The organism is Clostridium transplantifaecale (assembly GCF_900626075.1).
Lineage (GTDB): Bacteria > Bacillota > Clostridia > Lachnospirales > Lachnospiraceae > Otoolea > Otoolea transplantifaecalis.
The window spans coordinates 473,477-489,925 of record NZ_UYZY01000001.1; the positions used below are offsets into that span (position 1 = coordinate 473,477).

The window sequence follows — 16,449 nt, forward strand, 5'->3', positions numbered from 1 at the left end:
CTGCTTTTCTCTGGAAAAACTTGTATTTTAGATTCTCATGATTTATACTATAAAAAAGATATGAACACATGAGCAAGGTGCGGCTGGAACAAAAATCCTTTCCGCATATCAAAAAACAGGAAAGGTTGAAAAGCGTTGTTAAAAAAACTTACTTCAAGTGTGGATTCCCGTAAATTATCAAAATGGACGACGATTTTAGTATTGTGCTTACTGCTGCTTTATTACATGATAACATTGGTCAACATCAACCACATTGCGACTCAGGTTGAAATGATTGGCGCCCATCCCTTTCCCGTGGCGCTGGAAATTAATGACACCACTACCGATGTCGCCCGCCTGAACGGTTTGGCGGAGCGCTTGACTTATATTCGCACTGACGATGTACTGAAAAGCGTAAGACGCGACTATGAGGCGATCGATAAAAAACTCATAGGCAGCCTGGAATTTATAGAGGCACGCTATAGGTACCAGCCCGAGGATGCTGACGATGCGCTGCTAACCTATTCCGATCTGCGCGGCGCTTTTGAGCAATTCCTTGTTTTTTGTGAGAACCCAACTTTGACGAATGAAGAGTCAGCCTTTTATTTCAGGGAAAATATTCAGCCAAAGGTAGCGCAAATGAATGAAATGTGCGATACGATGATCCTGGGTGTAAATGCAAGTTTTGCAGAGTTGGAACTTTTGGCGCAGCAATCCCGTCTCAGTACGGTCTTTTTATCTACCGTCCTGATCCTGGCTGTCGTGACATCGCTGTTTATCTATATGTACCTTCTCAGGAAAAAGCATTTGCTGGAGGAACAGCTTCAGGCTGGCCTGCGGGATGCACTTGCAGCCGCACAAAATGCAAACGCTGCAAAATCTCAGTTTCTCTCCAATATGTCCCACGATATCCGTACCCCCATGAATGCAATTATCGGCATGACCGCCATTGCGGGTATGAATCTTAACAATCCGGAAAAAGTCAAGGACTGCCTGTGCAAGGTTTCAGTCGCTTCCACACATTTGCTGGGACTCATAAATGATGTGTTAGACATGAGTAAGATTGAGAGCGGGAAAGTCACTCTCAGTGAGGAAGATATTATACTGCCGGAACTTATCCAGGAATTTATTACACTGATCCAGCAGCAGACAAAGTCAAAACAACAGGATTTCCATGTTGGCATAAACAACTTGGAGCATGAGCGCGTTATTGGCGACAGCCTGCGCATCAAACAGATTTTGCTGAATATCATGAGCAACGCCGTGAAATTCACTCCCTTTGGAGGGGAGATCAGTTTAAAGATCCGTGAGTTGCCGCCGCAGCGCAACGGATATGGGACATATCAATTTATCATCAGCGATACCGGGGTTGGCATGTCTGAAGAATTTATAAAAAAAATTTTTTTGCCCTTTGAGCGAGCTCAATCCTCGACCCAAAGCAAAGTGGAAGGTACAGGCCTTGGGATGGCCATTGTGAAAAGCATTGTGGATATGATGAATGGCCATATTGCCGTACAAAGTCAGGCCGGGGTGGGAACGGTCTTTCAGTTGACACTCCATTTCAAATTACAGAAAACCGAGGGGGAGACATTCGACTTAAGTGCCCTGCGGGAACTGCATATTTTGGTTGTGGATGATGACCAGGACGTCTGCGAGGAAACTACGCGGATGCTTGCGGAGACTGGAATGTGCAGCGAATGGGCGCTGACCGGTGAGGAGGCTGTCAACAAGATCATTTGTGCTCATGAAGCCCACCAGGACTATCTTTCGGTCATCGTCAATTGGAAAATGCCCGGTATGGACGGTCTGGAAATTACCCGGCGTATCCGGAGCATAGTTGGAGGCGAGGCGCCCATCATCATATTGACTGCCTATGACTGGACGGACATTGAGGCAGAGGCAAATGAAGCCGGTATCAACGCATTTTTGGCAAAACCGTTGTTCAAATCGCGTCTGTGCCATGTCCTCCTTGATGCGATTTCCGCAGAAAAGCCTGGCCGTAATACGGTGGAGACCAGATCGTCCGGAAGTATATTAGCCGGCCGCATTCTTCTGGTGGAGGACAATGCCATGAATATGGAGATTGCGCTGGAATTGATAAAAAACTGCGGCGGTGTGGCGGAAAGCGTTTGGGACGGTTCAGAGGCAGTCCGCGTGGTGGAGACCGCTCCAGACGGATATTATGACCTGATTTTTATGGACATTCGGATGCCTCATATGGATGGCTATGAGGCTACCCGGCAGATTCGGCGATTGGAAAAGGAAAAGGGGCTGGCGCCCATTCCCATTGTTGCTATGTCTGCGGACGCATTTGTGGAGGACGCTTCAAGGGCATATGAGGCCGGAATGGACGGGTATATTACAAAACCGGTGTCTATGACCGAGCTTAATCGCGTGTTGAGAGAATATTTGACGGAACGCCCTGAGTGAGACTGGGCATACACCAAAAGAAGGCCCAATGTGCTGAAACAGCCCATGATATAAACGACAACCTATTTTAATTGCAGACGATGCGGAGATTAACTGCGTTTTGCTCCGGGGGGAGGCTATACTATGAATGAAGGAATAAAATGTACAACTAAATTATCAAGAGTTTCAGTTGTGATTTGCATCATTGCTGTTTTGTTTGCCGGCGCCAGTGGTTATTCAGCCAACAGTATGAAATCAATCTCTCAAATTATTTACGAGCATCCGTATAAAATAACGAACGCCGCCAGAGGAATGCGGTCGCGATTACTTGATATGAAGCGCTTTATCAGTATATTTTTAACAACGGGTTTCACCAGCGAGGACGACGTCCACGAACTTTTGAAAGAGCGCTACGAGATGCAAAACGAAGCAATCGATGTCATCTTTGAGCGCTATTTAGGACCTGAAGAGGATAAATACGCGTTACGGGAAGCTATGGAAGAGTTGATAGCGATCCAGGCGGAAGCTGTTCCTTTTGCCGGGCAACATACTGCGGATGAAACCCTGCAATTTTTAGAGGAACATGTCTATTTTTGCTATGACGAGGTCAGTGATTGTTTGGATGTGATCATTGATTTTGCAGATAGAAGGGTATACAGCCTGACGGCGCAAGCGAGTAACACGGCAATGGTTTCCACTGGGACAGCTATTTTACTAACGGTACTGATTATATTCCTTACAGTTTACTCAAGCAGGATCGAACAAAAGAACATAGCGGAATTAACCGCTCGAAAATACGAGTTGCAGGACGCGCTTTTACTTGCGCAAAAAGCCAACAGTGCAAAGAAGGACTTTCTCTCACGCATGTCTCACGAAATCCGCACACCTATGAATGTGATTATTGGAATGACCACAATTGCAGGTTCACATCTGGAAGATCACAAGCGGATAGAGGATTGTCTCACCAAAATTGCGTTTTCTTCCCGACATTTACTGTCACTGATTAATGATATACTTGATATGTCTAAAATTGAGGAGGGAAAACTGACTGTTTGTCAGGAGCCATTCCGATTAGAACAATTAACAGCTTCGGTTCTCTCTGCTGTCCATTCGCAGACCCGCGGACAAGGAAAAAATTTCGAGTGTACTATGAACAGTGTGACGGAAGAGGTATTTATTGGAGATTATATGCGCGTGAATCAAATCTTACTAAACCTTCTGTCTAATGCAATCAAATTTACCCCTCAGGAGGGAGAAATCCGGCTGGAAATCCGGCAGTTGACTAAGGCAGGCGGCAAGACACACCTGCGGTTTGCTATCAGTGATACGGGGATTGGAATGAGCGAGGAATTTTTGGAACGTCTTTTTACACCCTTTGAGCAGGCCGACAATAAAGTTTCACAAAAATACGGTGGGACTGGTTTGGGTATGGCAATTACATACAATTTAGTCCATCTACTTGGCGGTTCTATCCATGTAAAAAGTAAACTGAAGGAAGGAAGCACTTTTACAGTGGAGCTGCCCTTTGATCTTCCAGATGAAGCTGTAGTTCATAAAAGATGGGAGATGGATTCAATCAAAGTACTGGTGGTGGATGATGATGAATCTACGTGTACACATGCCAGCCTGATTTTGAACCGGATGGGGATTGCAGCACAGTGGGTACAGTCGGGACTGGAGGCAGTGAAGATTGTTTGGGAGGCTTACGATATCGGCACGAATTACGATGTATGTCTTGTTGACTGGAAGATGCCGGAGATGGATGGTGTAGAGGTAACGCGGCGTATTCGCGAAAGAGTGGGACCGGATACACTGATAATTATTATTTCCGCTTATGACTGGAGTGAAATTGAGGAAGAAGCCCGCTTCGCGGGTGCCAATGCGTTCATATCGAAACCACTCTTTGAATCTACACTTTATCAAGTTTTATTATCTGTGTTTGGTTCTAATCCATCCAGTAAAAATGAGGTGAGAGTTCAGATAAACGCATTTAGGGAAAAACGGTTCCTCTTGGTGGAGGATAACGAATTGAACAGAGAAATAGCAGTTGAATTATTGAAAGCCACCGGGGCGGAAATTGAATGTACAGGGAACGGAAAGGAGGCGGTGGAACGTGTTTTGTCTTCTGCAGCTAATTATTTTGATTTGGTTCTTATGGATGTGCAGATGCCAATCATGGATGGTTATACAGCAACAAGAGAAATTCGTGCCAGCAGCCATCATAATGCTAAGACAATACCTATTATTGCGATGACCGCGGATGCTTTCAACAATGATGTTGATGCGGCAATCGCAGCTGGTATGAATAGGCACTTGGCAAAGCCGATAGATGTAGATATACTCTATCAGACGATACTGGAATTGCTCTAGACACTCCGCCGGGAATTCCCCCACAAAACCATACGCCAAGGTGTGCATACCGTCAATTTTCCTGATGAATCCCCATGGTTTTCCAAGAGTAAATGCACGGTCACCATGACGCCATATGCTGCAGGAGAAAAGCCGGTCCGGAGATTGTAAATCACAGAGGCGCGTTTGCCTGAAGTAATGCTGAAAAGTTCCTTCTTCTCTAACTTTTTTAGAGGGTACCGCACTGTTTTAGCTGCTTCTAAGGAAAGCATGACACTGCCTAGATCTAAACTATTTTTCCACGCGGAATTCCAGCGGAAAAGTTGTTTTTTGTTGTTTTCTCCAGAAGAAATTGATATAATGGACTTTACCATACATGAGCAAGGCTGAAAAACATAAATAGTTCTGCGTAGTCCTATGTTTATCAGAGCCATTCTGTATGCGTTGTACTGAAGTCAGGAATATGGATGATATGGTGATACAGCAATATGCAGGGAAGTGAATATCCGAGGTACATACCAGAGAGAAAAAAGAGAGGTTCTGTTATGAAAGTTCCATTGAAACGATTCATACGATTCATACTTTTGGTTATTGTATGTTTGATGATCCCGTTGGTATCTCCGACGGCTTTTGCGGCGGAAGCAGAAGCGAGAATTGTTAAAGTCGGATATTATGAGGATGGGGACTATATGTCTGAAAATCAGCAGGGAGAGTATGTTGGTTTCAATATAGAATTTCTGCAGGAGCTCGCCAAACAAACCGATATTAAATTTGAGTATATTGACGCTGTCAGCTGGATCGCCGCCTATGAGATGCTTGTAAAAGGAGAGATTGATCTTCTGCCTGCTGTCTATTACACCGAAGAACGCGAGAAAGCGATGCAGTTCGTTACCCTGCCGATGTGCAATATCTACACAACGCTAAATGTGAGAATGGATGATGAGCGGTATGATTATGAGGATTTCGCCGCCTTTGCGGACATGAAGGTCGGCATTATCCGTGGCGGTGTGGATGGGGAAAATTTTAAAGTGTTCTGCAGAGAACATGATGTCAATCTTGAGATTATCGAATATGATGAGACAAATGATCTTTTGGCTGCTCTGGAGGAGAATTCTGTGGATGGTGTGGCGATCACCCATCTTGGTAAAAACAGCTCATTCCGCAGCGTTGCCCAGTTTGCGCCCAGCCCCATCTATTTTGCGGTTGCCATGGATGAGCCGGGGCTGCTAGCGGAATTAAACCGTGCTATGAACAATATTGTATTGGCTAATCCCGGCTATGAAACGGATCTGTATAACAAATACCTTGCACCCAGCTCGAATCAGAAGCCGGTATTTACAAAGGAAGAGCTGCAGTACATTCAGGAAAAAAAGACTGTAGTGGTAGCCTATGACCCAAATTTCTCTCCATTATCGTATCAGGATGAAAAAACAGGAGAGTTCAAAGGCGTAAGCGCCGATGTATTTGGCTTCATCGCAGCCAACAGCGGGCTTACATTCCATTTTGAAGCACATTCTCAGTCCAAGGCGCTGGAGCTTCTGCGCCAGGGGAAAATAGACGCATTATGCCATTCGGACGGTGACTACCTCTGGGATGGGAGAAACAACATAAAGTCCACCCTGTATTATCTGAGCACGCCAACGACCATGATCACTCACAATGGCTCCGGTGAAATAGAAACACTGGCGCTGACGAAAGGATATCAGCTTTCAGAAATAGTGGCAAAAGATAATCCAGTGCTGACGGTCCGATACTACGAAACAGCACAGGAATGCATGGAGGCAGTAAAAAAGGGAGAGGCGGATATAACGTATCTCAATACGCCAGTCGCGGGCCTCTTTTTGAATGAGATCGACTACAATAGCATGAACCGGGCGATGCTGGGCCGCTACATCAATAATATGCGGGTCGGTGTTTCCTCTTCATCGGATTTGAGGCTTTATTCTATTATCAACAAATGCATTCAATATCTGCCGGTAGAGCAGGTGGACGTCTTTCTGGCAGCAAACTCAATCGCGAAGGAATCCGTCACCCTGAAAACGCTGCTGTATACCAATCCCGTCATGGTAATCGGGATCTGTGTTGGCATCATCCTTCTGCTTTCCATCATTGTCATGCTGTTTGGCTATTACCGGATGCGGAGCCGGGTTATGCAGACGGAGCTTGCGAAGGCGGAGGAGACCAGCCGGGCAAAATCAGAATTCCTCTCCCGGATGAGCCATGAAATCCGCACGCCTATGAATGCCATCATCGGGCTGACGAACCTGGCCCGGATGTCGGGCGAGGCGACGCCAAAGATCGATGAAAATCTCGCTAAAATTGACGCTTCCTCAAAATTCTTGCTTTCGCTGCTGGGGGATATCCTTGATATGTCTAAAATTGACAGCGAGAAAATGACCATCGAAAACAATCCGTTTGATTTGCGGAAAACAGCGTCACAGATCGAAGGGATGTTTGCCTTGCTGGCAGAGGAGAGGGGATTGGAACTTACTGTTTCTTGTGAACTTGAGAATACCTGCTTTGTCGGAGATAAGATGCGCCTGCAGCAGGTGCTGACTAATCTGTTATCCAACGCCTGTAAGTTCACCGATAAGGGCGGAAGAGTCTGTCTCCTGATTGAAGAGCGAAGCCACACTTCAAAATCGGCGTCCCTTCGGTTCAATGTCAAGGATACCGGAATCGGAATTCCAAAAGAAGATTTGGATAGAATTTTTCGTGCCTTTGAGCAGGCGCCAGGCAGCAATCTGCGTGCGCCAGGTACCGGACTGGGACTTGCCATCAGTTCCAGTCTAGTGCGGCTGATGGGCGGAGAACTTGGGGTGGAAAGCGAGTCCGGTGCAGGGGCAGAATTTTATTTTGAAATTGTGCTTCCGGTATTTGAAGGGGAACTGTCCGAAAACAGCGGTGGAGAAACAAAAGCCCAGTTGTATCTGCAGGGGCTTAGGATACTTTTGGCGGAGGACAATGACCTTAACGCGGAAATCGCCATCGAACTGCTGAAAGCACAGGGAATGACGGTAGACCGTGCAGAGGATGGCCAGAAAGCCGTAGAGATGTTTGAGAAAAGCGCAGAAAGATACTACGATGTCATTTTAATGGACATCAATATGCCGAGGAAGGACGGGCTTCAGGCAGCCCGGGAAATCCGCGGAATTGACCGGCCGGACGCCGGGTGTGTGCCCATTCTGGCTATGACGGCGAACACGTTCCAAGAGGACAGAGAAAACGCTGCCGCAAGCGGTATGAGCGGCTTCCTCCCGAAACCTTTTGATGTGAATCAGTTAGATAATACCATATTGGAATCGTTAGAAAAACGGTAGAGAATCAGGAATGGGAACGGAAAGCGTATGATGAGCCGCAGGTGATCGATTGTGCATTTTCACAGTCCTTTCTTGATTATGTTCTGCCGAATGGTGTTGCTTAATACCGTGAAATGCCTTATAATTATGCATTGTGGCGTATTGTATTAGCCCGTGTTAAGTAGTTGGGGCTAAAAAAATTTGTCGTTTTTTTCAAAAGAGGGCCCGATTTTTTTGAAAAAAGGGTGAAAAAGGAACAAAAAAGAGCAAAGCAAGACGTATTTTCAAGCTCTTTTCAATTCAGTTTGGCCCTTTGCGCAAACCAAAAATACTGTGCAAACAGCATAATAAATAAGGAAAAATAATGAGAAAACTAGCTTTAAATGATGAAGTGTTATTAAGCATCCAGCAGCCTGCCCGCTACATCGGCGGTGAGGTCAACATGGTAAAAAAGGATCCGTCCCAGGTGGACGTAAGGTTTGCCATGTGCTTCCCGGACGTATATGAGATAGGAATGTCCCATCTGGGCATCCAGATTCTCTATGATATGTTTAACAAACGTGAGGACGTATACTGCGAGCGCGTTTATTCCCCATGGACGGATCTGGACAAGATCATGAGGGAGAAGAATATCCCGTTATTTGCGATGGAGAGCCAGGATCCGGTGAAGGATTTTGATTTCCTCGGAATTACTCTCCAGTATGAGATGTGCTATACCAACATCCTGCAGGTCCTCGATCTGGCCCATATCCCGCTTCATGCGGAGGACCGGACGGAAGAGGATCCGATTGTGATCGGCGGCGGACCGTGCAGCTATAATCCCGAGCCGATTGCGCCTTTCTTTGATCTTTTCTACATCGGCGAGGGCGAGGTGGTTTATTTCGAGCTTCTGGATCGCTATAAAGAAATTAAAAAGCGCGGTGGAACCAGAAAAGAATTCCTGGAAGCTGCGGCGGAAATACCCGGTATCTATGTTCCTTCTTTCTATGAGATATGGTATAAGGAGGACGGAACTATCGACCGTATGGTTCCTGTGAATCCCCATGCCCCGGACAAGGTGGAAAAACAGCTTGTTCTGGAAATGGAAAATACCTGCTATCCGGAAAAGCCGATTGTTCCGTTTATTAAGGTAACCCAGGACCGCGTTGTCCTGGAAATTATGCGCGGCTGCATACGCGGCTGCCGTTTCTGCCAGGCCGGCATGGTGTACCGTCCCGTGAGGGAAAGAAGTCTTGAAGAGCTAAAGAACCTGGCATATAAGATGTTAAAAAGCACGGGCCACGAGGAAATTTCCCTCAGTTCCTTAAGCTCCAGCGACCATACGCAGCTAGAGGGGCTGGTGACCTTCCTGATCGAGGAGTTTGACGGCAAAGGCATCAACGTGTCCCTTCCGTCCCTGCGAATCGATGCGTTCTCACTGGATGTTATGAGCAAGGTGCAGGATGTCAAGAAGAGCAGTTTAACCTTTGCGCCGGAGGCCGGTTCCCAGCGTCTTCGTAACGTCATCAACAAGGGTCTGACTGAGGAGGATATCCTGAACGGGTCCGCACAGGCATTCAAGGGCGGGTGGAACCGCGTAAAACTCTATTTCATGCTGGGTCTTCCGACTGAAACGGTGGAAGACATGGAGGGAATTGCAGAACTTTCTGAAAAAGTGGCCGAGGAATACTATAATATTCCAAAGGAAGAACGAAACGGAAAAGTTCAGGTTACCGCCAGCTCCTCCTTCTTTGTCCCGAAGCCGTTTACCCCATTCCAGTGGGCCAGAATGTGCACGAAGCAGGAATTCCTTGACAGGGCGTACATTGTCAATAAGAAGATGAAGGAAATGCTCAACCGCAAGAGCCTGCGCTACAACTGGCATGAGGCGGATCTGACCGTCCTCGAGGGCGTGCTGGCGCGGGGCGACCGCAGGGTGGCGGCCGTGGTGGAAGAGGCATATAAGAACGGGGCCCTCTATGATTCCTGGTCGGAACATTTCCACAATGAAATCTGGATGCAGGCATTTGAAACCTGCGGTGTGGACATTGATTTCTATACCGTAAGGGAACGCAGCCTGGATGAAGTGTTCCCATGGGATTTCATCGATGCCGGAGTGACAAAAGAGTTCTTAAAACGTGAATGGAATAATGCGGTCAGGGAGACCGTGACGCCGAACTGCCGTGCAAAATGTTCCGGCTGCGGTGTGGCAAAATATAAAGGAGGGGTCTGCTATGAAAATAAGAATGAAGTTCAGTAAGCAAGGCCCGTTAAAATTTATCGGCCATCTCGACATTATGCGTTATTTTCAGAAGGTGATGAGAAGGGCGGATGTGGATATCCGATACAGCGAGGGCTTCAGCCCGCATCAAATCATGTCTTTTGCCTCCCCGCTCGGAGTAGGCATATTAAGCAATGGGGAGTATGTGGATATTGAGGTGAACTCCACAGAGGATTCCCATACAATGATGGAGCGGATCAACCGGGAAAATGCGGAAGGTTTCCGTGTTTTGAGCTATAGAAAACTGGATGACGCCGCAAAAAATGCAATGTCCCTTGTGGCCGCCGCCGATTATACGGTATGGTTCAAAGAGGAGTATGAGCCGGAGGATGTCCCCGGATTCATGAAAGGCCTTCTGGACTTCTGCGGCAGCGATTCGATCGAGATTGTAAAAAAGACCAAAAAGGGTGAAAAGACCATGGATCTGCGTCCCTATATTTACGAGGCGTATCTGACGGATGAGAATACCCGGATCTTTTTAAAGATTTCATCCGGCAGCACGGCCAACGTAAAGCCGGAGCAGATTATCGGCGCTTATTACAGTTTCCTTGGACAGGAATATCCTGTCTTCGGGTTCCAGGTGCAGCGCGAGGAAGTCTATGCCGACGAGGGTGGAGAAGGGAACCATCAATTTAAAGCATTGGAAGAATACGGAGCCGAGATTGAATAAACTGATTGTAACCAAATGGAAGGGAACGATCCTGACTGCACTGATGGCCGACTGCAAGTGCCGCTCCCTGAATCTGGAGCAGGAGGTGAGCAACAGCCTCCTGGGTAATATTTATATTGGAAAAGTGCAGAATATAGTAAAAAATATCAATGCCGCTTTTGTGGATTTAGGCGGAGGGAGGACGGGATACTACAGCCTGACGGAGAACAGGACCCATCTGTTTGCCGACCGTCTTCCGGCGCTCTGTCCGGACCGGACGGTTAAACAGGGGGATGAGCTGGTAGTTCAGGTGGCGCGGGATGCGGTGAAGACAAAAGATCCCGTCCTCAGCAGTTACCTGAACTTTACCGGCAAATACGCTGTCCTTACCATGGGGAAAAACCAGGTCGGTTTCTCCGTGAAAATCCGGGACGAGAAGTGGAAAGAGGAAGTAAAGGAATATCTGGACGCACTGAAGGATGAACGTTTCGGCGTGATTGTCAGGACTAATGCCATGGGTGCGGCAAAGGAGACGATTGGGCGGGAACTGCTGGCGCTTAAGGAGAGGATGGAGGAGCTGCTGTCAAAAGCCGCCTGCCGGACCTGTTATTCCGTGTTGGAAAGCGCAGAGCCTTCTTATATTGCAGGACTACGCGACACGTACGCCGGCAGCCTGGAGGCAATTATCACGGATATTCCGGAGTGCCATAAGCGAATGAAAGACTATCTTAAAGAGAACCAGCCGGATGATGCGGCAAAACTTAAGTTTTATGAGGATTCAGCGGTTCCCCTGATCAAGCTGTACAGCCTGGAATCTGCCATGGAGGAAGCTTCCGGCCGCCGGGTCTGGCTGAAATCGGGAGGCTATCTCGTTATCGAGCCGACGGAGGCGCTGACAGTCGTGGATGTCAATACCGGGAAATATACGGGAAAAAAGAACGTGGACGACACCATCCTTAAGATCAATCTGGAGGCCGCCGCCGAGACGGCAAGACAGCTGTGCCTGCGGAACCTGTCGGGAATCATCATTGTGGATTTTATCGATATGACGAAAGAAGAGCATAAGAAACTTCTGCTGGCCCGCCTGGAAGAAGAGCTGAGAAAAGATCCGGTCAAAACCGTGCTGGTGGAAATGACAAAGCTGGGACTTGTGGAGATAACAAGAAAAAAGGTGAGAAGACCATTCTACGAGATGCTGAAAGAGGCCAGGGAATAATACCTGGCCTTATGGTTTGGAAACTGAGAGGCTCAGTTTCTTTTTTTTATTTCGTAGCCTTCAGGCCGCTTCCTTATAATATGCGGCGCAGCTTTCAGGTGAATTGCGGCCAGCCCGGCCATACAGAAACCGCTGGCAGCGAGAAAGGTAATGGCCTGGACCATTCCGGTGCGGTCGGCAATCAGTCCGATTAGCTGCGGCGCCATTATGCCGCCGAGGGCGGAGGTGGCGGTCAGAACCGACATTCCCAACGTGGAGCCCTTGATATAGATTCCGGCATCGGCGATGCAGACCGGATAAATTCCTGACATAAAAAAGCCAAGTCCCGCTAAAGAGGCCGTGACGGATATCAGGCTGTGGGAGCCGATCAGAAACAGGAAACAGACAAGGCTGCCCAGACAGTGGATCAGAATCAGCAGTCCCTGTGAAAACCGGCCCAGCATTGCGGCACAGAAGAGCCTTCCTGCCATGATGACGATCCAGGTAATTGAAACCAGAGTGGAAGCATAGGCCTCCGAGACCAGCCCGGTGCTCTGCAGATAAGTGACAAACCAGCCGTTGACGCAGTTCTCAAGGCCCAGATAGAAAAAGAGCAGAAGGCTGATACAGTAAAAATCGGGGAGGCGCAGGAAGGCGGTGGGAGAACCTTCGGTTCCCGGCTGCTTTTTCGTTGTTTTGCCGGATAACCGTTCGGCCGCGGCTTCGGATTCCCTGTTTTGAGCGGGGCGGGCCTGGGCGTTCTCCATAACCGAGTAATCGGCTGTTCCGTAGAGAAGCGCGGAGCTGGCGCAGAGCGCGGTGATGATATAGACAATAGCTCTCCAGCCAAGCCCGGCCGTTATCATCATGGCCGTGGCAAGCGGAGCCAGAAATGCACCCACGGCAAAGCTGCAGTGGAGATAATTGAGCATCTTTGCCGGATGTTCAAAGATATCGTTGACCGCCCGGTTATTGATGATGGAGATACTTCCCCTGCCAATCCCGCAGAGAAACATCAGCAGATAAAGAACCGGCACGGGAGGAAGTAACGTCAGCAGAAAAAGGGCCACAGGCATCAGAAAACTTGCCGAAGCGATCGAAAGGCGGGTTCCCAGCCGTGAAGAAAGGAGAGGGAAGAGAAAACAGGCCAGAAAATTCCCCACCGCCATACAGGACAGCATGGCGCCGGCCACGGCAAAACTCAGTCCTCCCTCTTTCATCAGGGAAGGCAGGATGGAGCCGATGATCAGGACGGCCATTCCGTTGATTAGATATCCGTAGCAGCATCGCAGAAACAGGGAAAATCCGGACGGGCGCTGTGCCAAAACAGGTACATTGTTTTTCATATTCATATCCTCCAGGTATAATCAAAGCCATTATACATCAGATGCGGAAACCGGACAAGAAGTATGGGCGGGAAATCGGTTATTGTTCACATTGCATTGCACTGTGAATAATAACGGAAATTGTCCATTTTTTTTTAGGGACTTGAAAGCTTACACTCTCTATGGTAGAATGGCATGGTTGCATTTTTATATAAGTGCTGTTCACAGCCCATCTTTACTGCTTTTATGTTACCAAAGCAGGGAGAGGGCTGTTTTTTATATCACAGGAAAGTGTTAACAGTAACTTTAGATTTATGATTTGGGAGGTTTGAATATGGAAACAATAGAAACAGATAAGACGGATTTTACAGAGACTGGTTATGCGGCATCCGTGGCGGAGCCGGTAAAGGAAAATAAGATGGGGACAAAGCCGGTGCTTCCGCTGCTTTTATCCATGGCGTTTCCTCCGATGCTGTCCATGATGATACAGTCTCTCTACAATATAGTGGACAGTATATTTGTAGCGCGGTACAGTGAGAATGCCCTGACGGCGGTGTCGCTGGCGTTTCCCTTGCAGACCCTGATTGTTGCCTGCTCGGTGGGAATCGGAGTCGGCGTCAATTCTTACATCGCCAGGAAACTGGGAGAACGCAGACAAAAAGAAGCGGACAGCGCGGTGGTCCACGGCCTTCTTCTTGCCGCCGCCGCTTCTATCTTATTTGTGGTTATCGGTGCATTCGGCATCGGCCCATTCTTCCGGATGTTTACAAACGATGAGGCAATCCTGAAAGACGGCCTCCTCTATGCGAGAATCTGCGTGGGCTTCTGTTTTGGGCCGTTTATCCATATCTGTATCGAAAAGATTTTTCAGGCCACGGGAAAGATGCTCTTTCCAATGGCGCTGCAGGCCATCGGTGCGGTTATTAATATTATACTGGATCCGATCCTGATTTTCGGATACTTCGGATGTCCGTCCCTGGGTGTCACGGGAGCGGCCGTTGCGACAATCATCGGCCAGCTCACCGCCATGAGCCTCTCGTTCCTGGTCCTTGTGGTATTTCCCCACGATGTGAAGCTGCGCTTTAAGGGATTTCGCTTTCACGGTTCGGTCGTACGCCAGATTCTTGCCGTTGCCGTGCCGAATGCCTGTATGAATGCGCTGGGGAGTCTCCTTGTGATGGGACTGAATGCAATTCTGATTCAGTTTTCCAATACGGCGGTTTCCCTGTTCGGAATCTATTATAAACTTCAGACCTTTGTTTTTATGCCCGCCAGCGGCCTTTCCCAGGGAGCCATGCCTATCATGGGGTACAACTACGGCGCCCGTTCCAGAAAACGCCTTTTGGTGTGCCTTAAATACAGCGCCGTAATCTGTCTGCTGATCATGGGAGTAGGCTGTCTGCTGTTTGAGAGCATACCGGGAACATTACTTTCCTTATTCCATGCGAATGAAGAGATGCTTGAGATCGGGATTCCGGCGCTCCGTATTATTGCGGTCAGCTTCCTTCCCGCGTCGGTGGGCTTCATCCTTCCGACTATGTTCCAGGCAATAGGCAACGGACTCGACTCCCTGGCGGTATTTTTACTTAGACAGCTTGTCATCACCCTTCCGCTGTCCTATTTCCTGCACGGACCGTTCGGACTGGCCGGAATCTGGGTTTCCTTTATCGCGGCGGAGAGTGTGGGAGCCATTGTCGCCTTTCTGCTGTTTTGTAAAATCAGGAAAAAGGATGAACTTTTACGCCGTGAACCGGCCAAATAAGCGGGTATTCCCGGCGCTCAAAAATGGTGAAAAAATCTTAAAATAATGATTGACAACCAGTCTGGAAAATGCTAGTATAATCTAGTGTGCCGCACAGCGAGGCTATAAGTGCGTAAAGCCGCCGAAGCTGGCGAGTAATGATAATAGGAGGTGCCATATGTACGCGATTATTGCAACAGGTGGTAAGCAGTACAAAGTTGCCGAGGGCGATGTAATCAAAGTTGAAAAACTTGGTGCAGCTGCTGGAGAAGCAGTTACTTTTGATCAGGTTCTTGCTGTTAACAACGGCGAGATGCAGATCGGATGCCCAACCGTTAACGGAGCTACAGTTTCCGCAACTGTAGTGAAAGAAGGAAAAGGCAAGAAAGTTATCGTTTACAAGTATAAGAGAAAATCTGGATACCATAAGAAGAATGGTCACAGACAGCTCTTTACAGAAGTTAAGATTGACAAGATCAATGCTTAATTAAAACCATGATAAGAGTAAACGTATTTTCAGATTCTGAAGGAAATACCAGGGGAATTGAATTAAAAGGCCATGCCGGTTATGATGAGTACGGAAAGGACATAATATGTGCATCCGCATCAGCGCTTGCCCTCAACATGGCGAATTCTGTCGAACGGTTTACCGACGACGGGTTTGACGGCAGTGTGGAGGAAGAGACAGGGCATTTTACATTCCGGTTTACCGGGGAAGTCAGTAAAGAATCAAAACTCCTTATGGACTCGCTTGTTCTTGGACTTAAGAATATAGAAGAGGCATATGGAGAGGAATATATCAAAATCCGATTTAAGGAGGTGTAACTCATGTTTAAAATGAACCTTCAGTTATTCGCTCATAAAAAAGGTGTTGGTTCTACAAAGAACGGCCGTGATTCCGAATCTAAGAGATTAGGAGCGAAAAGAGCCGATGGACAGTTCGTATTAGCTGGCAACATTCTGTACAGACAGCGTGGAACAAAGATTCATCCAGGCATCAACGTAGGTCGCGGTGGAGACGATACATTATTCGCTACGGTTGACGGTGTTGTCAGATTTGAAAGAAAGGGCAGAGACAAAAAACAGGTTTCTGTATACCCAAGAGCAATTAACGAATAATTCAGACAGCTCCATACCATAATGTATGGAGCTGTTTTTTCATTAAATGTCCGGCGGAGGTTTCCTGCGCCCGGCATTCAAACACCGGTGGAGCCGGAGTGCAGTTTGGCCCGGTATGGAACAC

Annotated in this window: 11 protein-coding genes; 10 read left to right on the plus strand and 1 reads right to left on the minus strand. The window is 47.8% G+C overall.

Annotated features, from left to right (window positions below; genetic code table 11):
- Positions 1 to 135 precede the first annotated feature (135 nt).
- From EJL91_RS02100 to EJL91_RS02125, 6 genes are all read left to right on the plus strand, one after another.
- Positions 136 to 2,409, plus strand: coding sequence for a response regulator (locus EJL91_RS02100; protein ID WP_206429442.1), 2,274 nt, complete (start codon positions 136 to 138; stop codon positions 2,407 to 2,409).
- A gap of 123 nt (positions 2,410 to 2,532) precedes the next feature.
- Positions 2,533 to 4,758 (plus strand): response regulator, encoded by a 2,226-nt coding sequence (locus tag EJL91_RS02105; protein WP_125140305.1) that lies wholly within the window; start codon positions 2,533 to 2,535, stop codon positions 4,756 to 4,758.
- A gap of 524 nt (positions 4,759 to 5,282) precedes the next feature.
- Entirely contained in the window at positions 5,283 to 8,057 is a 2,775-nt protein-coding gene (locus EJL91_RS02110) for a transporter substrate-binding domain-containing protein (protein WP_125140306.1), read from the plus strand.
- 343 nt (positions 8,058 to 8,400) lie between these two features.
- Positions 8,401 to 10,275 (plus strand): TIGR03960 family B12-binding radical SAM protein, encoded by a 1,875-nt coding sequence (locus EJL91_RS02115; protein WP_125140307.1) that lies wholly within the window; start codon positions 8,401 to 8,403, stop codon positions 10,273 to 10,275.
- On the plus strand, positions 10,250 to 10,966 hold the full coding sequence (locus tag EJL91_RS02120) for a TIGR03936 family radical SAM-associated protein (protein ID WP_125140308.1): 717 nt from the start codon (positions 10,250 to 10,252) through the stop codon (positions 10,964 to 10,966). The genes EJL91_RS02115 and EJL91_RS02120 overlap by 26 nt, the downstream gene beginning before the upstream one ends.
- Complete coding sequence (locus EJL91_RS02125) at positions 10,896 to 12,161, plus strand: ribonuclease E/G (RefSeq protein WP_341466937.1); 1,266 nt, start codon at positions 10,896 to 10,898, stop codon at positions 12,159 to 12,161. The genes EJL91_RS02120 and EJL91_RS02125 overlap by 71 nt, the downstream gene beginning before the upstream one ends.
- A 32-nt stretch (positions 12,162 to 12,193) precedes the next feature.
- Here the strand turns inward: EJL91_RS02125 and EJL91_RS02130 are convergent, their stop codons facing one another.
- Positions 12,194 to 13,486 (minus strand): MFS transporter, encoded by a 1,293-nt coding sequence (locus EJL91_RS02130; RefSeq protein WP_125140309.1) that lies wholly within the window; start codon positions 13,484 to 13,486, stop codon positions 12,194 to 12,196.
- A gap of 313 nt (positions 13,487 to 13,799) precedes the next feature.
- Here EJL91_RS02130 and EJL91_RS02135 point away from each other — a divergent pair, with 313 nt between their 5' ends.
- The 4 genes from EJL91_RS02135 (at position 13,800) to rpmA (ending at position 16,325) form a co-directional block, all read left to right on the plus strand.
- Positions 13,800 to 15,227 (plus strand): MATE family efflux transporter, encoded by a 1,428-nt coding sequence (locus EJL91_RS02135; protein WP_125140310.1) that lies wholly within the window; start codon positions 13,800 to 13,802, stop codon positions 15,225 to 15,227.
- Between the two features lie 157 nt (positions 15,228 to 15,384).
- On the plus strand, positions 15,385 to 15,693 hold the full coding sequence (rplU, locus tag EJL91_RS02140) for a 50S ribosomal protein L21 (RefSeq protein ID WP_003503953.1): 309 nt from the start codon (positions 15,385 to 15,387) through the stop codon (positions 15,691 to 15,693).
- A gap of 8 nt (positions 15,694 to 15,701) precedes the next feature.
- Positions 15,702 to 16,031, plus strand: coding sequence for a ribosomal-processing cysteine protease Prp (locus tag EJL91_RS02145; RefSeq protein WP_125140311.1), 330 nt, complete (start codon positions 15,702 to 15,704; stop codon positions 16,029 to 16,031).
- Positions 16,032 to 16,034: 3 nt separating this feature from the next.
- The gene (gene rpmA, locus EJL91_RS02150; protein WP_125140312.1) at positions 16,035 to 16,325 is read left to right on the plus strand and encodes a 50S ribosomal protein L27; all 291 of its coding nucleotides are present in this window, start codon (positions 16,035 to 16,037) and stop codon (positions 16,323 to 16,325) included.
- Positions 16,326 to 16,449: the final 124 nt, after the last annotated feature.